Raw genomic sequence first — 25,900 nt, 5'->3', positions numbered from 1 at the left:
ATCCCCGCCATCGGCGCCATACCCGCCACCAACTCCGGATCCACCAACGGCTCCGGCTCCGGCTCAGGCTCCCGACCCCCACCACCCGGCGGCGCCGACTCCACCCGCGGAGCCACCACACCACCCGGCTGCCCAGGCACAGCAACCTGCCCAGGCACACCCTGACCAGGCACACCCGCGGGCAGCCCCGCCTGACCAGGCACGCCCGACCCACCCGGCACAGCCGGACCCGAATTGGACGAATTCGGTTGCCCGGCGCCAGCGGATTGGCCGGGTGCCGGAGCGCCCGCTTGCCCGGGCGGAGGGGAAACGCTCGGTTGTCCCGGTACGGCCGTGCCCGGCCGTGGCCGCTGCTGATCCGGCCGGCTTGACCATGGCGTCGCAGGGCCGGTCTGGTGATCTTCCGCCGTCTCCGGCTCTTGCGCTGCCACCTCGACCCCGGCGGGCCAGATTTCAGCAGAGGTCATGATCGTCCCCCGGTTGACGGTGCCATCGGCAGGTGGAGGGTGCCCGAACGGTAGGTTCGAGCAGTGGGTCGTAGACGTTCATCCAACCCATCCGCACAAGTCGCTGTGAACTCATCTGGCAGCCTGGACAATTCGCGCATGTCAGTGTAGATGGATTCGGACCGGCCTCCCCGGTTCTGCCAGCGCGCTGCTTCCCGTAGTTGGGAAGCCTCGACAATGAAGACGTCGAAAGTAGGTCTCACTCATGGTCGATCACCGCGTACACCGCTCCGGTCGACGATGAGGAGTTCGATCGAAAGGCGGACTTTGCCGTGGTGAGGCACGAGCCTTGCGAGCCTCTGACCCAGGTGGTGTCGGCCGCAATGGACACAAGTGACGACCAGTCGACCGCCGTGCACCGGCGCTCCGCCTAGCATCCGGGAGGTGATCTCATGGGCTTCTTCGGTATTCCATGGTCGAGTGTCGCCAAGTTCGCGGTGACCACAACTGCCACCGTTGCTGGTGGCGCGGTTGGGTCGCTTATTCCCATTCCGGGGGTCGGTACCGCGTTAGGCGCTTCGGCGGGGGCATTCCTGTCGGAGACGCTCTGGGACGGCATCTCCACTGGCAACTGGGGCGAGGCAGCGAGTAATGGCGCCGAATCCGGCGCCTTTGCATTGCTAGGAGGCGGGGCCGGTGGTGCCGCCCGTGGTGCGTTCGCGACGCTGGGTGGGCGCAATCTGGCGAGACGGATGCTCGACGGTGCAATCCATCCAGCTATAAGAAACCCTACCCAGATCGCCCGAGCAACATTAGGCAGGGATGTCGCAACGGCGTTTGGCAATAGGGGCGTCTCACTGAATGCCGCCCGCGGTTGGTTGACCGGCGCCGGCGTTTTTTCCGGTCTTTCGGGCGTCGGGCATGCAGGGGGGCCGGGCTCGGCTCCGGGGCAAGGGCAGTCATATCCGGCGACGCTGCCGACCAAGCCACTCAACGCAAAAACGACATTCAGCACTAGCTGAGGGGCGGTTCCATGAAGGAAATGCACCCGATGCTGATGCCCGACCGGAAGAAGATCCAGGAGGGCAATTACCCGGCCGAATGGGTCTTCTCGGTCTTCACCGATTCCTGCTTCAAGAGCCTGTATCAAAACTTCGACGGGATCTGGAAGAGTCTCGGAGAAGATTCGAAGAGTGATCCCCCCAATGCTCCGGATGTGCCACAGGTCGCCCCCGCGAATGTCGGCAGTTTTACGAACTACACGGAAGTGGCGGTGCAACTGAAGCGGTCGTACAGCGACCTGAACGGCAACATCACCGAACTGGTGAACTCGGTACGAGAATCCGGAAAATGGTCCGAAGCGGGGCAGCAAGTGACCAATAAGGTAATCGACGAGAAAATTGTGGCGATGGCGCCTACCGCCCCACCCCAGGGCATACAAATCGACAGTTATATCTTGACCTGGGTGACTGATGCCAACGATTCCCTTGCCACCGAGATCGATACCGTAAGGCAGGGGCAGAGCGGCGTGGCCAAGGACATCGACGATCAGACGAAGATGATCAAGGACCTGCAAGATCAGATAAAGAAACTGGAGGCGGCGTCGAAGGACCCGGCGACGACCCCGCCTGCCGTCGACACGTCGAACTGGCCGACGACCCCCGGTACCACCGACCAGACGACCCCGCCGGCCGTGGACAACAGTGCCTTCCCCACCGGCCTGGACAGCCTGGACGACCCGACCAGCCCCAGCACGACGCCGACCGATCTGGACACCTCTGGAACGGACACTCCCGGCTCGACCAGCCAGACGCCCAGTAGTCTCGACCCCAGCGGGACCACGACGCCGGGCGTGACGACACCCGAGACTCCGAGTGTGCCGTCGTCGGCCGCTACGTCGCCTGCGAGTTCCGGCCTGGACGCGATGTCCATGCTGCCGTTCATGATGGGGCCACTCATGAATCGTCTCGGCGCAGACACGGACCTGAACAGCCGCCGCGCGGAGCTGGATCCCCGTCGTTACGAGGACGAACTCGACCAGGTCGCTCCGCAACCGGTTGTCCCGCCGACCACGGCCCAGCCCGTCACCGCACAGCCGTCCACGACCGCTCCGGCGGCGCAGCACACCGGAGCGCCCGCGGGCACGACGACTTCCACACAGCCCGCGGTGGCGCCCGGTCGTACACCGGGTGCGGACGGCAGCGTGGTCTACACCTTCCCCGACGGACGCACGCAGAAGGTTTCCGCGATGCGCGCCCAAGTTCTCGACGCGGCGTTCGGAAACAAGAGCGGCACCGACGCGCAGAAGGCGTACGAGAAGACGTCGTCGAAGTGGTCGGACAAGAAGCAGATCGGCGCTCCCATCGATCCTTTCCAGGCGATGACCGGAGACGTCGGCATCTGGGAGAAGCGCACGGCGGTTCTCGTGGTATTCCCTTCCGACACGGGTGGCACGATGGAAGTCATCGTCGACGGCGAGCTGAAACCGTGCAATCCAGCTGAGATGTCCGACAAGGCAGGAGAATTCGGTGCGTTCCAGGGGTTCGTGCACCCGAAGGACACCGATATGACCGCGCCGGTGGACGGGGGCGTGCCCTCGGCGACGCCGGGCACGGCCGATCAGTCCGCGAACGCGGCAATGCCGGTTGCCGCGGTACCCGCGGGCTGATCGCGCGAGCAATGTGGCAGCGGCAGATGAGGATAGGAGGTCGCGATGGCGCTGAATGTGGATCCGCAGGAACTCGTCGCTGCGGCGTCGAAACTCGCCGGGGTGGCGCGCGATACCGGGGCGGCGATACCCGGCGGATGGGTGGTGCCCGCGGGAGCTGACCCGATTTCCGCTGCGGCGGTGCCGGAGCTCAACGCGCAAGCCGCGTCTCTGCTCAATGGCATGGCGGGTGTTCTCACCGACATCCAGCGCACCGCGTACAACATCGGCACGGCGGCAGCCGAGTACACCGCGGGCGATGACGACGGCGCACGGGCCATCAACGGCAGCGGCGGTGAACGCCTGACCAATCCCGTCGGCGATGTCCAGGAAATCGGCCAGCGGCGCCCGCCCGCGCTGAGGTTCCCTGTCGCGGGTGGCGCCGTCGACCCGTTGACCTTCGCCCAGCAGTTGCACTCGGGCCCAGGGCCGGGCGCGGCGAAGGGATTCGCGGACGCGTTGCGCAAGTTCGCCGGAGGACCGCACCTCGCGGCCGTCGAGGGAGTGGACTCGGCGACGAGGTCGATGCAGCACTGGGAACCGGTCGGCGCGAAGGCGGCGTCGGAACTCGGGCGGCGCCGCGGATGGCTCGACCAGCTCGGTACGGGTCTCGGTCTCCTGGCCGACGGAATCGACACCTACAGCGACGCATTCCGTACCGCGAAAGCGAAGCATCCCACGCCGGAGGAGATCATCGCCGCGCGCAAGGAGCTCCTCGCGGCGATGCGCTCCAAAAACGAAGTCGGTATCCAAGCCGCGCTGGCGAAATTCAACGAACAGAATGCTCGTTCGGCGGAGACGATCACCGGATATTCCACCGAGGTCGGCTCGAAGGTCGGCACCAGCGAAGGCACCGGCGATGGCAAGGGAAGCGGTAGCGGTGACAGCAGCGCGTTGAGCCAGATGCTGCCCGCCTTGATGAGTGCGATGACCTCGGCCGGAATGCCACTGAGTCAGCTCGGCAAGTCGGATCCGTCGGAGGCGTACGACGACTACGGCGTCGATGACTACGGTTACGACGATCTCGGCATTCCCAGCGGACTCGGGACGGGCAGCCCGAGCGGGATGCCCGCCGGCAGTCCCGGTCTCGGCATCCCGGATGTCGAGGCCGAAACCGTCGCGGCGACCGCGCTGCCGGTGGCCGCGGCGGCCAGTCTGGGTTCGGGCATGCCCCGCACGTCGGTCATCGAACCACTCGCCGCGTCGTCGGCCGCAGGGGCAACCGCCGCGCGTGGCGGATCGCCGATGATGCCGTACATGCCGATGGCGCCGGGTATGGGCAACGCGGGAGGCAATGGCAACGACCGCAACCGAGTCGTGGCGTGGCATCCGGACCGCTTGATGTATGTCGATGACACACCGCACACCGAAGCGGTCATCGGCGAACGGCCGACCATAGCCCCGACCGTGACCCCGCCGACGCCCGGCCCGGGCAACCAGACACCGACCCAATCCGGAGGTAACGCATGAGTGAGCGCAGCGAGGTGGAGCTATGAGTTCCATCCACCCGGACGTGCAGGCGGCTTTGGACGCCGCCCGCAATCTGCGGCACCGGATCGCCGAGATGCGGGAGAAGATCGACAACATCAGGGCACGCAGGCCGTCGCCCAGTGGCGCGGTCATCCCGGAAGTCGACGCGATGGGGAGGTTGACCGACCTCTACCTCGCGCCGGGCACCGCTGCGCGGCTCAGCTGCCCCGAACTGGTCACCGAGATCATGGCCGCCATCCGGGAGAGCACCGCCGACGCGGCACGGCAGTACCAAAGCGTCATGGAGAACCCCGTCGAGGCGGCAGAGCCGGTCGCCACCGCTTCCGGGCAGGCAGGATGACCGAGCCGGCCCCGGACGTCACCGTCGCGGATACGGTGCGGTGGCTGCACGACGAGGGGCTGGTCCGTCTGGCCGGGGTGGCGGACGGTATTTCGGAGACGATCGTGGCCTACACGATCGATATCGCCACCGGAACCGTCTCGGCGCACCCGGCGACCGGTGGCTCGGTCGGTGCGGACGTGGTGTCCCTGGCCGCCGATGACCTGCCGTACCCGGTGGGCACCGCCAGGCGTCTGGTGATCGCCGGTGTCACGAATACGGATTCGGTTCTCGTGGTCGACTTGGCGGCCACCCTCACCATCGCGATCAACGCCGACCATCCCGAGCAGGCGGCTCGCTCGTGGGTGCTGCAACTGCTGTTGAATCCCGAGGTCACCATCACCACCAACAGCGCGGACGTCGCGATCGGAACCAGCGCCCGGTTGCGGCAGAGCTTCATTCCGGGCGGCGGCGCGACCTTGGTCAATGTCGACGACACCCGCCCGCCGCTCACGGCCGTCAGCTTGAACGCAACTACCGACGGTCCCGATCATCTCGATGTGGCAGCCGACGGCACCGGTGAGATGTATCTCGGCGCCAGGTTCTGGCAGTTGCGCCAAGTCATGCGTATCGAGGACTCCGCGTGGTCCGCACTGGCAGCGCGCCTGGAATCCGTGTCCGACGATGCCGACTACCTGATAGACCCTCGCCCCGGCGAACGATTCTCGGAGAGCAGCCGATGACCGACATGCACTCGTTCCAGGTCGACGACTTCGACGTCGACGACGACGGTGAGCACGAAGCCGCCCCGCCGGACTGGCGGAACCTGACCTACGAGGTGTTCAACCCTGATCACACGGTCGGCGTCGGGTGCGACCGGGACGGGGAGATCATCGGCCTGTATATCACCGATGACGCCCGCGACAACGGCGACGAGTGGCTGGCGTCCCAAATCGTCAAGCTCGCGCGCCTGGCGCACGCGAAATCGCGTGTGGGCCTGCGGGCCGAGATGGAGTACAAGGGCACCCGTTCCTACACGATCGACTCGTTCGATCTTCCGACCGAGGCGTCGTATCGCGCCATGGAGGAATCCGAGTTCCGACGCGACACCTGAGTGCCGACCGCCGCAACGGCGAGACAGGACAGCGACAATGACCGACAGACTCGACACCGACCCGCCGCACGAGGTGGTCGCCACCGCGTACAAGTGGGGGACGGCGATGACCACTACCGGCGGTCGGACGAAAGGGACCGTCGACGGCTTCGTCGCGCCGCGGCGGCCCGAATCGGAGCTCGACCGCCAACTCGTGGCGAAGACGGAGTGGATCAGGACCACCTTCGAGCGTGCGGTGCGTGCCAACGGCCGCCGGGCGGAGGCGACCACGCAGTTCGCGGCACGGATCTCCCACGCGCACGGTGATCACGATCGAGAAGGCGGCGCCGCGGTGCGTAGCGCCGAACCCATCTGACTCGCTGATGGAACCGGAGCGCAGCAGTCCGTACTGGACCGAGATCGTCAAAGACAACTGGCCGGCGATTTCGCCGGGGGACTGGGATGCGCTCGAACGTCTCGCGCGCGACGGCGCGGCGGGGTTGGATCTGCTCGAGGCCGACGGCAAGCGCCGCGACTTCGACGAACGGGTTCGCGCCAGCGCCGCTCTGGACCCGATCAAGGACGAGATGCTGCGCCAGAGCAAGAATCCGCAGGCGTTCGCCGACGCCTTGGAGGCGGCAGCCGACACCTTTCGCTTCTTCTCCGACCTCGTCTACCGGACACGCCACAAGATCCTGGACGTGGTCGATGAGGCCACTCGAAGGATCAACGCGACGAAGCGGGCCGCCGCGGCGGAGGAAGACGAAGCCGACGCCCAGGCGATCCGGAACCGGATTCCCGGAATAATCAACGCCGCCCGGGACGACGTCGAGGATATCGTCCGAGCCGCGCTCGGCGCGCTCGGGCCGAACGACCTGCCCACTTTGAATCGGATCGGCGATGCGCTGGACCAGCCGGGGCCTTGGGAGCCGGAACACCGCAGGGCGCACGACCACAGCGGTGGCGACCACCAACAGAACCGTCCCGCCACGGATCACTCCGGCAGCCAACGGCAAGACGGATCACCGCGGGTGAACGGGCCGAAGGACGATTCGCCGGTTGCGGTGTTCCCCGAAAAAGTCGATCATCGACCGACCGTGGACCCGGGCGAGGTGCTGTTGCCCGGTGACGAACTCGGGCAACAACCGAATCCGGAGCCGGTGCAGGACACTCCGGTCGGCCCTTCGGCGACAAACCCTGTGCCCGACCAGCGCACGCCCGGTGGGGCGACGACCGTCCCCGTGAGCAACACGCCCGGTGGGGTCCCCGATCACGGACCCGGTCTGCCTGCCGCGAGTGGCCCGCCTCGTGGGCACATCACGGACAGCCAGCCCATGGCTTCGGACCAGGATGTGGCGACGGACGGTCACGATCAAGGTGTGCCCGGTTCGGATGCACACGGTTCACGCGGGAGGGACCAGGATGTCTCGGTCGACAGAACGGAGTCCGCGAGCCCCGACCGTGCCACTACCGTCTCTGCGGCGGAATCGCACGACATTGCCGCATCCGACCAGTTCACCGGTTCCTCCGTGCCCGGGGCCGACCCGGTCGCATCGGCGCCACCGCCGTTGATTCTTCCGCCACCTGTCGCGGCGCCTGTTGCCACCGCACCGCCCGCATCGTATGTACCGGCCACACCCGCCGCCTCGGCCCCTCCTCCCGGATCGTCGGTCTCCGCTCCAGCGGCACAGGCGAGCTCGGGTCCGCCGCAAGTCCAGCCGAAGCAGACCACGGTCGCGCCGAGCGAAACCCGTGGACCGGCCGCCGCGCCCAAAGTCACGGCGGTGGGCGCGACGCCACCTCCCGGGGCGAGCGGCACAGGGCGGGCGCAGCCGCCGGAACGGACCGAACAGCGTGCTGATGCGGACAAGGACGACACCGACGACTCGATGCGCACCGTGGTGGGCGCGGCCATGACCTCGGCGGCCGCACCGGCATTCGTGCTGGGCGAGCGAGTGGATGGCGACCTGGTGCTGGCCCGCACGCTGCTCGGCGGCGTCCTTGCCGCGGGCGGCGACGCGGTCCTCGGGCTCGGCTGGGCAGTCTCGGTGATGCGTCATTCGAGCGGCATCACCGCATTCATCACCTCGAACGAGGGCCGCGGCTGGATGCCCGCCGGGCTGTACCTGCCGCGTGAGATGTCCACGCCGTGGGTGTGGGAGGTGGCCCAGAGCGCGTGGGAGGGTGTCGCCGATCCCGCGCGTGTTCTGGCCGAATTCGGAATCGCCTGGGGCCGCAAGTCCGGTGCTCGGCTGACCGCCGTCGTCTCTTCGGAGGAAGTCGGTGCCGAGTTGCGACGGCAATTGGGTGACGTGCCGATCGAAGGTGAAGTCCCCGCCGCTTCGGCGATGGACTTCAGCGCGCCGAAGCCGAATCTGGTCGACCGCCTCGAACTGATCGGAGCTCCCGCGCTGGTGCAGCGGGCCGCGACCACGCCGGAGTCGGAGATCGGGGTGCGATGCTGGGAGTTGGCCTGGGACGCGCATGTCCGGGTCCACAAGGCGGGTCTGGGTTCCCCCGCCGCGCTGGCAGCGCCTGCGACACGGGAGCGGATCCTCGGCGCGCTCCGGCAGGGCCGTGAGGTATCGCAGGAGTGGTGGGAGGAGTTGCGGGATGCCGACGACCTGCTCACCGCGACGATGCTGTCGCGGCGTGCCGATGTGTCCAGGGTCGCGCTGGGCGAGTTGCGCGCCGATCAGGCCGACGGCCGGTACACGTCGGAGATGAGCGCGTTGCGCGCCATGGTTTTCGAGCGCCGCTGCGACGAACTCGTGCTGCTGCTGGCGGAGGACGCGACACGCCGGCGTCTGCGCGACGCGGTGTACGCGCACGCGCAAATCGTGGGTCATCCGGACTTCGTCGCACCGGCTCCGGGCCCCGCTGCCGCCCGGACTCGTCGCCCGACCATCACCGCGGGTCCGGGTCGGTGAGGATGGGCCGGGCGCCGCAATAGACGAAAAGCGCTACGGCCCAATGCCACTGATCAAAGTGTGAACCGGGCAAACGCCGCGCACTACCCATGGCTGGGAAGGATCGACAATAGTGGGACGTGTGGTGGGAAAGGATCTGATCGAGCATGCCGAACAGCATGGAAATCGACCCTGCGGTTTTGCGTCAGCTGGCCGACCAACACCGCCGGGTCGCGGCCGATACCAGGGAATGGGCCAAACCGCCCGCTGACTGGCTCGCGAACTTCCTGCCCACCTACGGCAAGATCGCCTATCCGGTCTACGAAGCGCTGGAGCGCTATTACGATGCCCGCCAGCGTGCGGGCGAGGCGCTGGCCAGTGAACACGACCGCACCGCCGATTCGCTGCAGGCGTCCGCGGCCGCCTACGAGCGGCATGACTCGGAAACCGCCTCGGAGATCCGGCGGCTGATGGACGACACCGATCACAGGTCCCCGACCGGGCTCGGCGGAAGCCCGACCGATCAGTACGGTCCGGGCGGCACGAGGACGCCGGTCGGTTCGGCGCCCGGCGACAGCCCCGTGTCGGCCGCTCCTACTTCGGCAGGCCCCGTTTCGGCGGGCCCGGCATCGGCCGATCCCGACGGCACCCAGAACTACCCGCTCGGTACGTCGCCCGGCGGCCCGAACGGTGCGTCGCCCACGGGTACGGGTGTGCCCGGAGCGACCGCCGCGCCGACGGAATCGGTCGGCACCAACGGCGCTGGAACGCCGAACGCGGCCGGCGCGACGCCGACAACAACGGGTGGACCGTCGAGCACCGGCGTGACCGCGCCGACGACCGCAGGCATGCCGCCCGGTGGAGTGGGGCCACTCAACGCGAGCCCGGACGACCGAGGCGCCACGCAGCCGACCAGCGGCGCGACCGGCCGGTCGGACATGCCGCCCATGCCGGTCCCGGTCGCGAGCCCGTTCGCCTCCGCCGTCGCCTCGGCGAAGGACAAGGAGGCTGAACCCGCCTACGTGGTGGGCAGCCCGGTCAACGACGATCTGGTGCTGGCCAAGACGCTGCTCGGTAGCGTGCTCGCCGCCGTGGACTCTCCGGTGGGCATGGCCTGGGCGGTCGCGGTGATGCGCGGTCCAGGGGGAATCGGCGTCTTCATCACTTCCAACGAAGGCCGTGGTTGGTTGCCCGCAGGACTGTTCCTGCCGCGTGAGGTTTCCACGCCGTGGAACTGGGACGAGTTGCTCGCCGCCGACGACGGTGCCGGTTCACCGTGGGAGGGTGTCACGGATCCGGCTCGGGTACTGGCGGAGTTCGGCCTGGCGTGGGGCGGCAAAGCGAACGCGAGCTTGTCTGCCCTGGTCTCGTCCGGACCGATCGACCCCGGCTTGCGTGCCCGATTCGGTGACGCGGCGATGGAAGGACTTGTCGGTCCGGTCTACGACGTCGACCTGCGCACGTTCACCCCCGACACGGCTGACCGCCTCGGTCTTGCTGGTTCGATCCCCGGCCTGGAGCATGTCGCGTCGGTGCCCGACGCGAAGGTGGCATCTCGATGTGTGGAGCTGGCCGCGGATGCCCACGCACAGGTCGGACGTTCCGGACCGGTGCCCGCCGAAGCCGCCACGTCGCGCACGGTGCGGGAACGAATCCTCGCCGAGTTGCAAGCCGGGAGGGCCGTGCCGCGCGCACTGTGGGACGAGCTGCGTGACGCCGACGATCTGCTGGCGGCCTCGATGCTCGGACAGCGGGTCGACGTGGGCCGTGTGGAGATCGGCCAGCTGCGGCTGGATGCCGGGGTTTCCCCATTGCGCAGCATGGTTTTCGAGCGACGATGCAACGAGCTGGTGCTGCTGCTGGCCGACGAACCGGGGCGACAGACTCTGCGCGACGCTGTCTACGCGCACGAACAGATCACGTTGCATCCGCAATTCGTCTCGACACCGGCGCCCGTCTCCGCCGCCGTGCAGCCCGAGCGGGTGGCTCGGCCCGCGACGGTTCCCTCGGTCACCGCACCGGAAGTCGCCGGAGGGCCGCCGCCCACCATCGTCGTCGCGCCTTCGACGACGCCGCCGTCGGTGGCGCCGCCGGAGCAGTCGTGAAAGCTGAACTCGCCTAGAGTCTTTCGGAGGTACGGACGCGGTGCGGTGGGGTTTCACACCCACCTCGCCGCGACCCGGATCGCGCGTACCTGCCAGCAACCGTGCTACGCGAAACCGGTCTGTGCAGGGGAGGCGAGGGCACACACTGGGCAGGCACCGGCAATTCCGACCGAGTTGCGGCGACGGCCCATGGGAGGCTGCGCTGCCGTGCTCATGGTGACCGACGCGGCGGACACCGATGGTTGCGTTGATCCCCACGGCCCGCGCCGACGCCCGTCCGCCGGACCGCGATCGTGCCAGGCGAATAGCCGGATATCGAGCGTGCGAACCAGCTACACGCGGGATCACTTCGAGCGGTGACCGAACGGCCGCTCGACTATGCGTCGATGACCGAGCTTTCTTCCCGATCCGGTTCGCGCTCGTCCACCGCATCCTGCGCGGTCTGGCTGTCGGGCCGATCGGCGGCGGACCTCTCCCTGGTCCGCCGAGCCGGGATGACGCCGGGTGATCCGGTGGCCGGAGCCACGTTCTGTTCGCCGGGCGGCGCGGTATTCGCCGCCGGGGCCGCGGTGACGCCGCCGGGTGGCGCGGTGACGCCGCCGGGTGGCGCGGTGGCCGGTTGTGCTCCGGCTGGTTGCGCGTTCGGGTCGCCCTGCGGCGGCGCGGCCTGGTTGCCGGGTGGCGGCGCTTGGCCCGGCTGTCCGGGAGCGCCGTTCTTCTGATTCTCCTCGGCCTTTTTTGCCTTGTCCTCTTCGGCCTTCTGCATCATCTGGGGTATCTGCGAGATCAGCGGCATGGCCGCCATCGGCAGCATCGCCAGCATCGGCAACAGCGACGACAGTCCGCCGTCGCCGCCGCCACTGCTGCCGCCGGAGGTGCTTCCCCCGTTGGTCTGGCCGCCGCTCGAACTTCCGTTGCCGCTGCCGCTTCCGCCGCCGTTGGCCATGTGATCGTTGAGTTCGGCGATCGCGGTGACCTTGTCGTAGACCCGGTCCACCGCGGTGGCGACAGCTTCGAGATAGGGAAGCTCGTCTTTGGGCTTGAGTTTGCGCGTGCCCGCGCGCTTCAGCGTTTCGTTGAGGTTGGCGACGATATCTTGGATTGATTTCACAGCCCGCGCCTGCTCGCTGGCCACCGTCTGCGAGGTCCTGATCACCTTATTGTCCATCTGCAGCAGTTGAAACTGCTTGGCCTCGACCTTGTCGACGCTTTTTCGATATTCCTCGTCCGCTTCGCCCTTGCCGAGGGTTTTGTAGAAGTCGGGCTGCAGCAGCTCTTCCACGTCCGGCGGCGGCTTGGGCATGCCGCGGCCGAGCAGGTCGACGGCGGTTTGGATGGCGGTCTCCGCCATCGCGATGAAGGCGCGCAGCCCTTCCGACGCACCGGGCGGGCAGTGCAAATGGATCGGCACCACATGCTTGGCGTCGGAGGCATAGCTCGCCAGGGTGGCGGATGCCGACGCCGTTGCCTTCTTGGCTTCGGTATTCGTCGCCGTCGTTACCATGCAGCCGCCACCGCCTCTCAGAAGTCACCCCTATTGTCTCGGCTTCCCGATTCTGGGAAGTGGTTCATAGTTCGATTACCCACCCAGGAATGGGAATACGGCCGAAGCGGTGGAGGCGACACAATAGCTGCAGAGTGTGAGAGGCGGTCGGTGATGAGCGATGGCGAGTCGGTCGAATGGCACCGGCACTGACGAATGACCTGGACGGAGTGCTCCGATCGCTGCTCGCGCTGTACGGCGACGGCCAGCCCGCCGGCCAGGCGGCGACCACGACCCAAGCGCTCGCCGCCGACCTGGGCGCCCATTCCGGCGTGGCGGCGCGCCGGTATGGCGAGGCGCAGGGCATGCAGCTGTCGATCGCGGAATCGCATGCGGGCAAGGACAGCATCGTCCAGAAGGCCGTGGGCGAGTCCGGTGACGGATCGGTCAACGGCCGCGGCCGGCTCACCAACCAGATCGCGGATCTCCAGAGCCGGATACAGGCGATCGCCGCGGTGGGCGACACCCGTTTCAGCGGTCCCGCGCTGCTGGATGCCGCGCAGACCACCATCTCGAATGCCACCAAGCAGGTCGACGCCGATGTCGCCGCCGCGCGTCAGCAGGCCGCGCAGATCATGCCGCCCGCGACGCCGGTGACCCGGCAGGCCGGGCACGGCGCCGCGCCTCGGCGGCGGCGACGGACGCGTTCCAGGGCCAAGTCCTCGTCTCGGTTGCGTCGCAGCGGCATGGTGCCCTCCGACGGGACGACCGGCAGCAACGCGGTACTGGCCGCCAGTAACTGGCTCGGCACGCCGTATGTCTGGGGTGGCGGCGGCGCGGGTGGTCCGAGCGGCGGCGGATTCGACTGCTCGGGCCTTACGCAGTACGCCGTCGCCCAGGCCAGCCACGGGGAAGTGGTGTTGCCGCGCACCACATACGAGCAGATCTACAGCGGGGTCCGGGTGCATCCCGAGGATGTGCGTCCCGGTGACCTGGTGTTCCCTGCCAGCTCCTTCAGCACGAGAGGGCCCGAGCACGTGCAGCTGGCCGCGGGCAACGGAATGGTCATCGAGGCGCCCTACACGGGTTCGACGGTGAAATGGTCACGTATGCCGAGCGAAGCCGTCGTCGTGCGGGTGCTGTGAGCCGGTGACCGCGGAGGAGAACGCAGCGTGGCCATAAATATCCCCAGCGAGGTCGCGCTGTTCCTCAACATCTGCGGCATCCCCTACCCGGACATCAACGAGGACGATGTGCGTGCCCTCGCCGGGCATGTCCGGACCTTCGCCGAGCAAGTGCGGGATACGCACGACTCGGCGAGCGGCGTGATAAACCAGATGGGCGCCTTCTACTCTGGCGAGTCCTACCAGCAGCTGGTCGCCACCTGGGCGGGCATGAGCGCTACCCACATGCGACAACTCGACAGCGCCTGCAAGCTCGTGGGGCAGGCCCTCGAAGTGGCGGCGACAGTGATCACCGCGGTGAAGATCGCCGTATTGGCCGAACTCGCCGCCCTGGCCGCGACCTACGCGTCGATCATGGTCACGCCGCCGCTGGCTCCGTCCGCGCCGCTGGTCGCCGCAGCGGCACGCCGCCTGTGCGAGGAGATGGTGCAGTACCTGGTCGGCTACATCGTCGCCGAGGTCGTCGGCAAAGCCATCGAACCTCTCGAGCAGGCCATCGACGACATGGTCAACGGGATCGTCTACGACGCCACCCGCAACGCCCTCGATATCCCTTCGTCGAGCGGAGCCACCCGGTTGAACATCGACACCGACGCGGTGCAGCATTTCGCGAAGGTGCTCGATGATCACGCCGACGACATCATGCGGCACGCGGCGACATTCGCCGAGAACGTCGCGGAACTCGACTTCACGACGTCGACGCCGTTCGACGATGTGGCGCAGCACACCGCGACGGACACCCCCACACCGCACGGTCCTGCCCCGGCAGCGCGGGAATTCCCTGTAGCGCGCGACGCACAGCCCGGGTCACGCTTCGCTCCGGCTGCACAGGGAAACATTGGTCTCGACGGACACCGCACCGACAACGTGCGAGTCCCCGCCGCGATGCGTGATGCCACGAACGCGATCGGTAACGGGGACCGGCCGGTCGACCGGAACGGATCCGAAGGCCGCGCGGGTGGTCCGGTCCAGGCCGGCGACCGGTCGGCCGCACCTGCCGGTGCGGACCCACGTGATCCGGCCGCGGATCCCGCGAGGAAATCACCGGTATCCGATGTCGGGCGCAACGGCGTGGATTCGGATGTGGCGCAGCGACCCGCCGGGCTCGAGCCCCCCCGTGCGATCTCCGCGCAAGCGGATGCCGTGCCGGTCGCCGCTCGTGATGCGGTGCCCGAGGTTCCGGCGCGCTCGACGCCCGACGCCGATGTGCACCGGCTCGGCTTGGCATCCGACGCGGTTGCGCCCGCCGGCCAGCTGTCCGTAGCGGACGGGTCCGCGGTCGAGAGTCCCGTCGTGGGCGATTCGCCGAGTGTTCCGCCCGTCACCCAGCAGGGCTCCGCTGCGGCGTCCACCCCTTGGGGGCGTGCCGTGGCGCAGTCGGGCCCGTCGAATCCCGCACCGCCGAAGCCCGAACCTCTGGCGAAGGCCACTCCGAAAGCCCGTCGGCCCGCGGTGACCCCGTGGACCAAGACCCGTCGTACTCGGGACGTTCCGGCCGTGGTGCACGCTCCGGCCGCGCGACCGCCGCTGCGTGTGGTCCGGGAGAAGGGGGCCGAAGCGAGCGTCGACAGTGTCCATCTCGCCGACGCGGCGGCGGCTCCGTCGCGGGTGACGTCCTCCGATCGCGTGGATCCGTCGGGGGCGCGCGACTGAGCGGACGATCTATGGCACAAGAAAACCCATTCCCAAGCAGGGGAATGGGTTGCTGAGTCGAAGTGGCGGCAGTGGTAGACGTAGACACACCGTGCTACCGGCCTGGGTGTCGCGCCCCCGCAACGGCCGGTGGCCTGCCGGTGCCACCGGCCGTTGCTTTGGGTTCAGATCGTCAGGATGAGGGACTGACGATCTGTGTTCAGACAGTACCCTCTTCTGTCGGAACGTTCAATAGTGTGCACCTAAATAGCGGCAAGAAATTTCGCCAGAGCCTGCGACCTGCTGCGCGGCGGCTGGAGGGACCGGATCGCGGCTGGCCAGCCGCCGCCTAAGGGGTCGTCTGCAGGCGGATGTTTGCCGACCCTGAGGTAAACATACCGTTAACTGATGGCACGTTCAAAATTGGCATGTCCCGGCCGGGCGGCATCATGCTGTGGCCTTCCCATTGTTGGGAAGTGACCGAGTCCTGGGCGTGACCGCCGGAATCTATCGTTCGATGAGGCTAGATCGGCGGAAGGGAAGTCCGAGTGTCAGCGGCCGAGGACGCGTTCTACACGGGTGTACAGAATCTTGGGTTGGTCGCCGGTGGCGTGCGCAACGAACAGCACGCGGCGGCAGCGTTTCGGGCTGCCACCGACCTCGACCCGGACATGTGCGATGCCTGGCTCGGGCGCGCCATGGCGGGGGAGGTCACCTCTGAGGTGATCTATGGCGCCTATCGCTCGGTGCACAATCTCTATCGCGATCAGCAACGGGCGGGTCTGGTCGATCGCGCCCTGTGGTGCCAGGTCGAGATCGGCATGTACGGCCTGCGCGTCGCGATGGCCGACCGTGACCAGATCGCCATCGCACAGGCGTGCTCGTATGCCGAAGGCGGTGAATGGCAGGAGGCCGCGGCGATTCTCGACGAGGTTCCGCGCGACGATGTATCCGATTTCGTGCGTATGTCGCTGTACTTCCGGACGAAGCAATGGCCGGATGTGCTCGCGCTGCGCAGCGCGCGGCCGGTACTGGAAGACGGTCTGCTGGACATCGCCGCGGAGTTGATGACCGCGCAGTCGTTGGCGCATCTGGGTCGCTTCGGCGAGGCCATGCCGCGCGCGCAGCGGATCGTCGAGGACAGCTCCTCGGGCAGTCTGTCCTACATTTGGGCCGACGCGCACTTCTTGCTCGGCATGCTGATGCGGCACAACGGCGACCACGAAGCCGCCGACAAGGTCCTCAAAGGACTACAGGGCTCGGCGCTGTGGCCCGAGCGCGAGGAATGGCAGCGCGCGGTGCGGGACAAGGCGTACCGATTCGAAGTCGCCACTGCGGAACTCATCGCCTCCCGGACCAACAAGTGGGATCCGAAGACGGGTGACGATCCGCGTGAGGCGGCCGCCAGCGCGGCGCGTGCGGAGCGCGAGAGCCTCCTCGCGGAGGCCTCGGATCTGCTGCAGGCGCAGATCGGCATGGACTCGGTCAAGGAGCAGGTCGACCGGCTCAAGTCCGGCGTGCTGATGGACCAGGTGCGCGCCAAGCGCGGGCTCGCGGTGGATTCCAAGTCGCAGCATTTGATCTTCTCGGGCCCGCCCGGCACCGGTAAGACGACCATCGCCCGTGTGATCGCCAAGATCTTCGCAGGCCTGGGTGTCGTGGAGAACGCCGATGTCATCGAGGTCTCCCGCAACGATATGGTCGGCACCCACCTCGGCCACACGGCCCCCAAGACCAACGCGCTGATCGACACGGCGCTCGGCGGTGTGCTGTTCATCGACGAGGCGTACACCCTGATCCAGGAAGGTCTTTCCGGCGGCGACGCGTTCGGCAAAGAAGCGGTCGACACGTTGCTGGCCCGGATGGAGAACGATCGCGACAAGCTCGTCGTGATCATCGCGGGATACGAGGACCAAATCGACCGGTTCCTCGCGTCCAACGACGGTCTGGCGTCCCGTTTCACCAAGCGCATCCGTTTCGCCAGCTACGGGGCCGACGAGCTGGTGCAGATCGCCGAACACATCGCGCGGAAGAAGGACTCGATCCTCTCCGAGCAGGCACGCGAGGTGCTGCGGCTGCGGTGCGAAGAGTTGGCGGGGCAGACCAAGAACGGCAGGCGATTGATCGATCTGGCCGGCAACGGTCGTTTCGTGCGCAACGTGGTCGAGGCCGCCGAAGCCGAGCGCGACTATCGCTTCACCAGGGAGAACGCCGATATCGCCGCGATGACCGACCAGGAGCTCATGACGATCGATGCGTTCGATGTCACCGCGGCGCTGGAGGGTTTGGCGCCGAGCACGCGGGTGTGAGGCGTCCGCTGATCCACTGTTCCCGACGCTGGGGATAGTGGTCGTATTCATGCCGTAACCGCTGGTTACGGTGTGGTGGGCAGGGCGGCGGAAGGAACGAGAACCGGTGGCGCGCTTCCGGGTTGTGACCAAACACCAGATTTCCGGCTGGCGCTTTCTGCTGCGCCGGATCGAGCACGCGCTGGTCCGTCGCGACGCGTCGATGATCGATGATCCGCAGCGCGGTCGCTCGACCGCGCTGACCGTCGGCATCGCGCTCGCGTGCGTGATCATCGCGGGTGCTGCCGTGCTGGCGTTCTTCAAGCCTGCCAAGAAGGTGGGGGACTCGAAGATCATCGCGGAGAAGGACACCGGCGCGCTGTTCGTGCGCGTGAACAACCGGCTGTTCCCGGCGCTGAATCTGACGTCGGCCCGGTTGATCGTCGGGTCCCCCGACAAGCCGGTGCAGGTCTCCCGGGACGAGCTGTCGAAATTTCCCCGCGGGCCGTGGGTCGGCATTCCCGGTGCGCCTGGCAGCATCGTCGACACCGGCGAGAGGGATTCGTCGTGGACGGTGTGCGACACGGCGCGAACCGGTGCGGCGGCGCCGGTCAACCCCGCGACCGGTCTGCCGACCGTGAGTCGCTCCGCGGTGCGCACGACGGCGATCGGCGGCCCGCTCACCCTGGACGGCGACGCCAATCGCGCACTGGGCGACGGTGAGGCCCGTCTGCTGCGTGACGACACCACGACCTGGTTGGTGTACGGCGACGCCGAGAAAGGCGTGGTGCGCGCCGCGATCGATCTCGCGAACACGGCGGTGGCCATGGCGCTCGGCATCGATTCGACCGCTCCGGTGATGGCGGCGTCCAAAGGCTTGGTCAACGCCATTCCCGAGGCTCCTCCGTTGCGGGTGCCCGACGTACCGGGTAAGGGCGAGTCGGTCACGCTGAACAATGGATTCACCACGCCGGTCGGGTCGGTACTCACCGTATCGACGCCGGACCAGGGAGTTTCGTACTATCTCGTCTCACAGTCGGGGTTGGTGCGGGTCAGCTCGGTGCTGGCGGCGATGGTGCGCAACGCCGACTCCCAAGGCGCGGTGTCCACTCGCACCGTCGGCCCCGACGTGATCGCGGCGAACCTGCGCCCCGGGCAATGGCCGGGCACCGCCACCTATCCGACGCGTCCCATTCGCTTGGTCGACCCGGAGCGGTCCGGCGTGACCTGCTTGCACTGGTCGCGCTCGGGAAACGATCCGAACGCGGCCACCGAGCTGCTGGTGGGGAGACAGTTGCCGCTGACGAAGGATGAACAGGGTCGCGCCGTGGACTTGGTGACCTCCGCCGCCTCACGCGGCACCACCGCGGACGCTGCCTACCTGCCCAGGGACACCGGCCGTTTCGTGCAGGTGACCGGCACCGAGCCGGGATCGCCGTTGCGGGAATCGCTCTACTGGGTCTCCGACAGCGGCGTGCGCTACGGCCTCATCACCGAGCCGAACAGCGGCGGCGGCGGCGATCCCACCTTGACCTCGCTCGCCCTGCGTGCCCCGGTCCCGGCGCCGTGGAGCATCATCTCGCTCTTCGCGGTCGGACCCGCCCTGTCCCAGAAGGAAGCTCGCATCCAACACGACGGAATTCCGAACAACAAGATCGTCGCCGGGCTCGGGGGAACACAGTGACCAGTACTCGCCGATTCGTGCGGCCCGCACGGATGGTGCGCGGTCCCAAAGCACCCGCCGTGACCGAGTTGCGGCTGCAACCGCCGACCGAGCTGCCCAAGCCGGTTCCGCCTTCGCGGCTGCGGATGATCATGCCCGTGGTCATGGTCGCGGCCATGGCAGGGATGATGGTCATGATGTTCCGCGGCGGCGGAGCCATGAACCCGATGACGCTGATGTTCCCGGCCATGATGGTCGTGTCGATGTTCGGCATGATGGGTGGCGCCTTCGGGGGCAATTCCGGCGGTGCGGCGAGCCTGAACGAGGAACGCAAGGACTACCTGCGCAGTATCACCGACAACCGCAAGACGGTGCACGCGGCGGAAGCCGAGCTGCATACCTTCCTCCGCTACACCCACCCCGGTCCCGACGAGATCGCCCGGTTGATCGGCGGCAAGCGGATGTGGGAGGTGCAGGTCGCCAGTCCGCAGTTCCTGCGCGTGCGGGTCGGCCGCGGGCGCATCGCCAACCAGGTGCGCGTGATCGTCCCCGAAGCCGCGCCCACGTCCGATCTGGACCCGGTCGGCGTCGTCGAGCTGACCCGCTTCGCCAAGGCCTATTCCACGGTCGGCGGCATGCCGGTCGCGATCAATCTGCTGTCGGCGCCGCAGGTGGGCATCGATGGCGACCCGCGCTTGGTGTCCGGGCTGGTCCGCGCGATGATCGCCGAGGTGGTAGTGCTGCACGGACCGGACCAGGTGGCGGTCGCGGCGGTGCTGTCCGACCCGGACGCGCCGGAATGGTCCTGGCTGAAATGGCTGCCGCACACCCAGCATCCGAACGAGACCGATGCCATCGGCTCCAGCCGGATGGTCTACCGCACCGTCGCCGAACTGCGCACCAAGGTGCTCGCCGGGCTCAATCGGGGTCCGTTCTCGGCTAATTCGCAGCCCACCTTGGATCGCACGCACTTCCTGCTGCTCGTCGACGTCGCCGGGCCCGCGAGTGACCGGGACATTTCCGGCATCGACGGCTGCACCTGGTTGCGGCTGGGCGCCACGGAACAGAATCTGCCGCGCGCCCTGCGCTTCACCGTGAGTGACGACCGGTCGCTCAACGAGGTGACCGTCCGTGGGCTGCGGCGCGTCGGCGTCGCCGACACGCTCTCGGTGGCGGCGATGACGAGGATGGCGCGCAGCCTCTCGCCGTACCGGCTGTCCACCGTGGTGGAGGCGGTGGCCGCGGAGCAAGCCAGCGGCGGCACCTCCTGGGAGGAAATGGTCGGTCTGCCCGATCCGGGCGCGGTGCGCATCGATCTGCAGTGGCCCCGGCGCCGAGACGCGGACCGCTCGCGGTTGAACATCCCCTTCGGACACGATCCGGCGGGCGGTGTGGTCTATCTCGACATCAAGGAATCCGCCGAGGAAGGCATGGGCCCGCACGGCATGTGCATCGGCGCGACTGGTTCCGGCAAATCGGAATTCCTACGCACGCTGGTGCTCTCGGCAATCGCGACGCACTCCCCGGACGTACTGAACCTGTTGCTGGTCGACTTCAAAGGTGGCGCCACCTTCCTCGGCTACGACCGCCTCTCCCATGTCACCGCCGTCGTGACCAACATGGAGGAGGAAGCCGATCTCGTCACCCGTATGGAAGACGTGATCAACGGTGAAATGGCCCGCAGGCAACGTATTCTGCGCGACGCGGGCAACTTCGCCAGCGTGGCGGATTACGAACGAGTGCGCGAGCAAGGCGCGGACCTGCCGCCGCTGCCGACGCTGCTGATCATTCTGGACGAGTTCGCCGAACTGCTCGAACAGCACCCGGGCTTCTCCAAACTGTTCGTGGCCATCGGCCGGCTGGGCCGATCGCTGCGCATCCACCTGTTGCTCGCCTCGCAGAAGGTGCCTGCCAACCGGATGGGCGAGCTCGAGGCCCATTTGTCGTACCGGGTGGCGCTGCGCACCAACCAGACCAGCGACTCGCGCGACGCGATCGGCACCGCCGACGCCTATCACTTGCCGAAGAAGCCCGGCGCCGGTTACCTCCGCGTCGGCGCAGGCGATCTGCAACGGTTCCAAGCCGCGTATGTCGGTGAGCCTTACACCGCGCCGGTGCAGAACTCCACGGCCAACGCACAGCGGGTGCGGCGTGCCGGGGGCGGATATCGGCCGCCGCAGCGTTTCACCGCGGTGCATATCGCCGACGCGCGTCCGGCCTCGATCGCCGCGCCGCAGCCGGTCGCGCCGACGCCCGCGTCGGAAGGCGAGCCGGTGACCATCATGGAGACCGTGCTGCAGCAATTCGCCGGCCACGGCAGGCCCGCCCACAAGATGTGGCTGCCGCCGCTCGGCACGCCGCCCACCCTCGACAAGCTCGTCGGTGCCGTTCCCCGAGGCGCGCTGCAGCTTCCGCTGGCGATCGTGGACAAGCCACGTCAGCAGCGCCAGGACGTGTGGTCGGTCGATCTGTCCAGCGCGGGCGGCCACGTGGCCGTGGTCGGTGGCCCGCAGTCGGGAAAGTCGACCGCGCTGCAGACCCTGGTCGTATCGGCCGCCATGACCCACACGCCCGAACAGGTGCAGTTCTATTGCCTGGACTTCTCGGGCGGCCTGTCCGGTCTTCGCACTGTGCCGCATGTCGGTTCCGTGGCCTCCGCACGTGACACCGACCGTATTCGACGGACTTTCGCGTTGATCAACAACTTGATCGCCATGCGGCAGACGCTGTTCACCGAACTCGGCATCGATACGATGCGCGAGTTCCGGCGTCGCCGCGGCTCCGCCGCCGAGTCCGCGCGGTTGACCGCGGCCGGCGATGTCCACGGGGATGTGTTCATCGTCGTCGACGGTTGGGACATCGGATTCGCGACGAATGGGCCCTTCTACGACGAGTACATGCCCACGATGGAATCCATTGCGGTACAGGGTCTCAATTACGGTATCCATCTGGTCATCAGTAGTTCGCGGTGGGTGGCGATCCGGCCACAGATCAAGGACATGGTGCAGACCCGCCTGGAAATGCGGTTGGGTGACCTGACCGATACGGTTTTCACCGGGCAGCGGAGTGTCGTGGCGGCCATCCCGCCGAATCGGCCGGGCCGGTGTATTTCCACTGACGGATTGCACATGCTCACCGCACTCCCGCGTGCGGACGGGAATGGCGATCCGGAGTCGGTTGCCGCCGGCCTGGCCGCCGTTGCCGACCAATTGCGTCGGACACACGACGGTCGTACGGCGCCGGAAGTGAGGTTGCTGCCGAGCCAGGTCTCGTTGAGCGAGGTCCTCGCGCGTATCCCCGAGCCGACAAACCTCGCGCAGCGGCTGGTCGTGCCGTTCGGTGTCCGGGAATCCGACCTCGGTCCCGCTGTACACGACTTCGGCGTATCTACGCATCTGGTCGTGCTGGGCTCGTCGGGCTCCGGAAAGTCGACGGTGGTATCGGCACTGCTGGAGTCCATCCGCACCCGTTTCACCAAGGATGAGGCTCGTGTGCTGCTGGTCGACTACCGCCGCCAGCATATGGAGGCCTTGCCCGACGACCAGTTGGTCGGCTATCTGACCAGCGCTAGGGATCTCAGTGAGAATCTGCCGCCGTTCGTCGCCAAGATGAGAAGCAGGCGTCCGCCGGACAATGTGACACCGCAACAGCTCAGGGATCGTTCGTGGTGGAGCGGGCCGGAAATCTTCGTCGTCATCGATGACTACCACATGGTTGCTCAACGCGGACAGCTCAATCCGCTCGATCCGTTGCGGGACCTCATGATCGATGGCCGCGATACCGGGCTGCATGTCATCGCGGCCCGGAATATCGCCCAAGCCGATTCTGCGATGTACGACAGCGTTCTCGGGCAGATCAAGAACCTCAACTGTTCCGGCATCATCCTCGATGGGTCGAGGCTGGACGGCATGCTCATCGGTGACGTGAAGCCCACCAAACAGCCGGTGGGAAGGGGAATCTTCGTGGAGCCGCTGCATTCCCGCAAGGACTTGGTCCAAGCCGCGTGGACGCCGGAGTGAACGCGCCGCACGGCCGAGGTTCCTGTGTCCCCCAAGGTTGGGAATAGCTTAGCGTTCTTGGTGTACCGCTCGAGTATGAGTGGCACCGATCGATTGGAGGCTTCGATGGTTCCAGTGCCAGTTCCTACCGAACAACTTCCCATGATCAGTGCCCGACTCGGTGCCGCGAAGCCGATGCTGTGGGTGACTCGCACCGACAGCAATGTCGTTATCGCCGAACCGAATCCGTACTACAACGCTTCTGTCCCGGTCGGAATCCCTTATGAGACCGCCGATACGGTCTGCGACGCTCTCGTCAGCCGTAGCGGCGCCGCTGCCGGCAGTTGACCGACCGTGTAGCCCGGTAGAGAAAGGGCGAGTCATGCCGTTCGACGTGTACGTCGCCGAGGGGCCGCAGGCGAATCGGATCCTCCCCAGCTGCCCCGGAACAGCGTCGTTGGTTGCCGTGTCGGCCGCCCGCGCGGGCATCGACGAGGCATCGATTCTCGCCATAGGCGTAATGGTGGAGCGTGCGCTGTCGTCGGCCGGTTCAACGGCCGATTCGGGTGTCGGTGAACGCTGGCCGGATGCGCTGGGCCAGGGCGTCGTCTCTGGAACCGCACCGTACTCGCCGGCGACCGATGGCGTCCGGTACTCGTGCCGCCTGCCGGGGTGTCAGTGCCCCGGCCGCTCGGACGCGGTGTCTCAGGAAGGAGGACAAGGGCAGGCCTGGGAAGGACTTCATACCAGGTGAACAGCTCGACGTGCCGGTGCTGGAGCGACCGCCGGCGATCGGCGTCATCGAATGCGACGAGGACGACACCCAGGAGGAACACGACGGCGAAAGCGGTGCTCATGAGGGTGCTCGACAGTTTCGATACGCGAGGCGGGAACCGCCGACCATGAGGCTTCTCGGTAGGCGTGCCGAGCGGCAAAACACATTGTTCGAAAGGAATGGCAAGGAGCCATGAGTTTTACCACTGAAATCGACCACGATACTTTGAGTAAGGCCCGGGTGCAGTTCGCCACTATTCTGGGCGAGTTCGAGTCGGCCGGGCAAGCATTGTCCGGAGTGCAGCATCAGTTCCCTGCCGCCGTCGAGGGTGAGATCGGCACTGCCATCTACAACGCGGTCGGCAATACGTACGAGCACATCAAGAGCTTGTGCAACATGTTGCAGACCCGCATCATGGATCCGATGGACGCGGCCAGGATCCAGGCCGATCAGGAGGGTATGGACCGGGCGGGTGAGATCGCGCGGCTGGGTAACGACGGCATGACCGACGTCGGAAACGCCACTGGCACATGGAACAACAACCAGATGGAGAACACCTCCGCCATCGGCCAGGATCAGTCGAAGATCAACCTCAATTTCTGACGGCCACGAAACCCGATACAGCTCTAGAAAGGTTTGAGGACAATGGGCAGAATCAAGAACGTCTACGGGCAGGTGGACGGACTCACCTCCGATACCGAACAAATCATCGGCCGTATTCGCGACCAGATCATTCCGGATGTCAAGAAGCGCTGGGATGAGACGCTGGCAACCTTCCAAGGTGACGGCGCCAACGCCTTCTCGGACATCACTCGGGATTTTCACTCCAGGCTGGGTGCGCTCGAGGCTGCCATGGCGCACCTGAACGGAAAGGTGACCAAGATTTCCGGCAGTGGTGGCGATGTGCAGACACTGGATCACCGGCTTTCGGGCCTGTTCACGTAGTCGTCGGGCCGACGCGGTCCCGTCCGCCACCCATGGCCTCGACGGGCGAGTCGCCTGACACTCGTGGTGGGAGAGTCGGAAGCCGAACCGATCTCCATCGATATGAATGTCGATGCCGTCCTTGTTCTCCGGAACATGGATGGCATCGACTTCTTTCTGCCGGCCCCCGCTCTTGTGCCGAACATCCCGATAACGTCGACCAGGGTCCGGTGCATGCCGTTGCGACCCGGACGAAACGCCGAGCCGGTACTGCCGAGGGCTACCGTGTACATCCGGTTGCCGAGCGTCGGCCGCAGTGCCTGTACCGGCAAACGGTCGCGTAGACGCTGCCGAGATGGGGTGCGTGAACGTCGTCGCACCGAGCGGCCGCCGACCGGGCCCTGAACCTCCTCGGGCCGGATCCGGTGCGGGCCGACTGGGCGCCGCGGCCCGCAAGATCCCACGTGCAGCCCCATTTTTCACGGCATTCCCACCTCTGGGAATGCCTTAGCGTTTTCGATGTACTACTCGCCAAGAGTGGTATCGGTCGTTAGGAGACTTCCATGTATCTCGCTGTTGATCCGGATCATCTCCCGGTTATCGCTTCCCAGCTCGGCGTCAGCGCGGAGGACTTGATGCTGATGCTCGGTACGGCCGCCCCCGTCGCTGTCCCGGCTCCGCCGGGTCTCGATGACGTGAGCGCACTCATCCCCACCGCATGCGCCAAGCAAGCGGGAATATTCTTCCCCACCACGGCGAACGGAGTCGCCATGGGGACCGATGGTGCGGTCGCTCTGCCGGTGGTCGGCGACACCTTCGCTGCCGGCGACCTGTGCGGCGGTACCGAGGTAGCCGTCGCAGCAGTGGCGATCTAGGCGCGGTC

At 67.0% G+C, this 25,900-nt stretch carries 20 protein-coding genes; 19 read left to right on the top strand and 1 reads right to left on the bottom strand.

Going from position 1 to position 25,900, the window contains the following annotated elements; all coding sequences use genetic code 11:
* The first annotated feature begins 898 nt into the window (after positions 1-898).
* The 9 genes from ABZ824_RS28390 to ABZ824_RS28350 all read left to right on the top strand — a co-directional run bounded on the left by ABZ824_RS28390 (position 899) and on the right by ABZ824_RS28350 (position 11,070).
* On the top strand, positions 899-1,468 hold the full coding sequence (locus tag ABZ824_RS28390) for a hypothetical protein (RefSeq protein WP_356966593.1): 570 nt from the start codon (positions 899-901) through the stop codon (positions 1,466-1,468).
* Between the two features lie 29 nt (positions 1,469-1,497).
* The gene (locus ABZ824_RS28385; protein WP_356966591.1) at positions 1,498-3,114 is read left to right on the top strand and encodes a hypothetical protein; all 1,617 of its coding nucleotides are present in this window, start codon (positions 1,498-1,500) and stop codon (positions 3,112-3,114) included.
* 45 nt (positions 3,115-3,159) lie between these two features.
* Entirely contained in the window at positions 3,160-4,623 is a 1,464-nt protein-coding gene (locus ABZ824_RS28380) for a PE family protein (RefSeq protein ID WP_356966589.1), read from the top strand.
* 22 nt (positions 4,624-4,645) lie between these two features.
* Entirely contained in the window at positions 4,646-4,984 is a 339-nt protein-coding gene (locus ABZ824_RS28375; protein WP_356966587.1) for a hypothetical protein, read from the top strand.
* Positions 4,981-5,706 carry a hypothetical protein gene (locus ABZ824_RS28370; RefSeq protein ID WP_356966585.1) on the top strand — a complete coding sequence of 242 codons (726 nt, stop codon included), beginning with the start codon at positions 4,981-4,983 and terminating at the stop codon, positions 5,704-5,706. The genes ABZ824_RS28375 and ABZ824_RS28370 overlap by 4 nt, the downstream gene beginning before the upstream one ends.
* Positions 5,703-6,077 (top strand): hypothetical protein, encoded by a 375-nt coding sequence (locus tag ABZ824_RS28365; RefSeq protein WP_356966584.1) that lies wholly within the window; start codon positions 5,703-5,705, stop codon positions 6,075-6,077. The genes ABZ824_RS28370 and ABZ824_RS28365 overlap by 4 nt, the downstream gene beginning before the upstream one ends.
* A 37-nt stretch (positions 6,078-6,114) precedes the next feature.
* Positions 6,115-6,432 (top strand): hypothetical protein, encoded by a 318-nt coding sequence (locus tag ABZ824_RS28360; RefSeq protein WP_356966582.1) that lies wholly within the window; start codon positions 6,115-6,117, stop codon positions 6,430-6,432.
* A 7-nt stretch (positions 6,433-6,439) separates the two neighbouring features.
* A complete protein-coding gene (locus ABZ824_RS28355; RefSeq protein ID WP_356966580.1) occupies positions 6,440-8,986 on the top strand; it encodes a hypothetical protein in 2,547 nt (848 codons plus the stop codon).
* A 146-nt stretch (positions 8,987-9,132) separates the two neighbouring features.
* Entirely contained in the window at positions 9,133-11,070 is a 1,938-nt protein-coding gene (locus ABZ824_RS28350; protein ID WP_356966579.1) for a type VII secretion target, read from the top strand.
* A 376-nt stretch (positions 11,071-11,446) separates the two neighbouring features.
* Here the strand turns inward: ABZ824_RS28350 and ABZ824_RS28345 are convergent, their stop codons facing one another.
* The gene (locus ABZ824_RS28345; protein WP_356966577.1) at positions 11,447-12,574 is read right to left on the bottom strand and encodes a hypothetical protein; all 1,128 of its coding nucleotides are present in this window, start codon (positions 12,572-12,574) and stop codon (positions 11,447-11,449) included.
* Positions 12,575-12,750: 176 nt separating this feature from the next.
* Between ABZ824_RS28345 and ABZ824_RS28340 the strand changes: the two genes are divergently transcribed.
* The 10 genes from ABZ824_RS28340 (at position 12,751) to ABZ824_RS28295 (ending at position 25,892) form a co-directional block, all read left to right on the top strand.
* Positions 12,751-13,698, top strand: coding sequence for a C40 family peptidase (locus tag ABZ824_RS28340; RefSeq protein ID WP_356966575.1), 948 nt, complete (start codon positions 12,751-12,753; stop codon positions 13,696-13,698).
* Positions 13,699-13,725: 27 nt separating this feature from the next.
* Positions 13,726-15,390, top strand: a complete 1,665-nt coding sequence (locus ABZ824_RS28335) for a hypothetical protein (protein WP_356966574.1) — start codon at positions 13,726-13,728, stop codon at positions 15,388-15,390.
* 527 nt (positions 15,391-15,917) lie between these two features.
* On the top strand, positions 15,918-17,678 hold the full coding sequence (gene eccA / locus ABZ824_RS28330; protein WP_356966571.1) for a type VII secretion AAA-ATPase EccA: 1,761 nt from the start codon (positions 15,918-15,920) through the stop codon (positions 17,676-17,678).
* A gap of 106 nt (positions 17,679-17,784) precedes the next feature.
* Positions 17,785-19,341 carry a type VII secretion protein EccB gene (gene eccB / locus ABZ824_RS28325; RefSeq protein ID WP_356966569.1) on the top strand — a complete coding sequence of 519 codons (1,557 nt, stop codon included), beginning with the start codon at positions 17,785-17,787 and terminating at the stop codon, positions 19,339-19,341.
* Positions 19,338-23,339: a type VII secretion protein EccCa gene (gene eccCa, locus ABZ824_RS28320; RefSeq protein WP_356966567.1), complete on the top strand. Its 4,002-nt coding sequence runs from the start codon at positions 19,338-19,340 to the stop codon at positions 23,337-23,339. The genes eccB and eccCa overlap by 4 nt, the downstream gene beginning before the upstream one ends.
* Before the next feature lie 75 nt (positions 23,340-23,414).
* A complete protein-coding gene (locus ABZ824_RS28315; RefSeq protein WP_356966565.1) occupies positions 23,415-23,666 on the top strand; it encodes a hypothetical protein in 252 nt (83 codons plus the stop codon).
* 34 nt (positions 23,667-23,700) lie between these two features.
* Entirely contained in the window at positions 23,701-24,072 is a 372-nt protein-coding gene (locus ABZ824_RS28310) for a hypothetical protein (RefSeq protein ID WP_356966564.1), read from the top strand.
* Positions 24,073-24,285: 213 nt separating this feature from the next.
* Positions 24,286-24,696: a hypothetical protein gene (locus ABZ824_RS28305; RefSeq protein ID WP_356966562.1), complete on the top strand. Its 411-nt coding sequence runs from the start codon at positions 24,286-24,288 to the stop codon at positions 24,694-24,696.
* Between the two features lie 42 nt (positions 24,697-24,738).
* Complete coding sequence (locus ABZ824_RS28300) at positions 24,739-25,038, top strand: hypothetical protein (RefSeq protein WP_356966560.1); 300 nt, start codon at positions 24,739-24,741, stop codon at positions 25,036-25,038.
* Positions 25,039-25,580: 542 nt separating this feature from the next.
* On the top strand, positions 25,581-25,892 hold the full coding sequence (locus tag ABZ824_RS28295) for a hypothetical protein (RefSeq protein WP_356966558.1): 312 nt from the start codon (positions 25,581-25,583) through the stop codon (positions 25,890-25,892).
* The last annotated feature ends 8 nt before the right edge of the window (positions 25,893-25,900 follow it).

This window comes from Nocardia sp. NPDC047038, from assembly GCF_040644075.1.
GTDB classification, from domain to species: Bacteria; Actinomycetota; Actinomycetes; order Mycobacteriales; family Mycobacteriaceae; genus Nocardia; species Nocardia sichangensis.
This window is presented reverse-complemented; position numbering and strand designations above follow the sequence as displayed.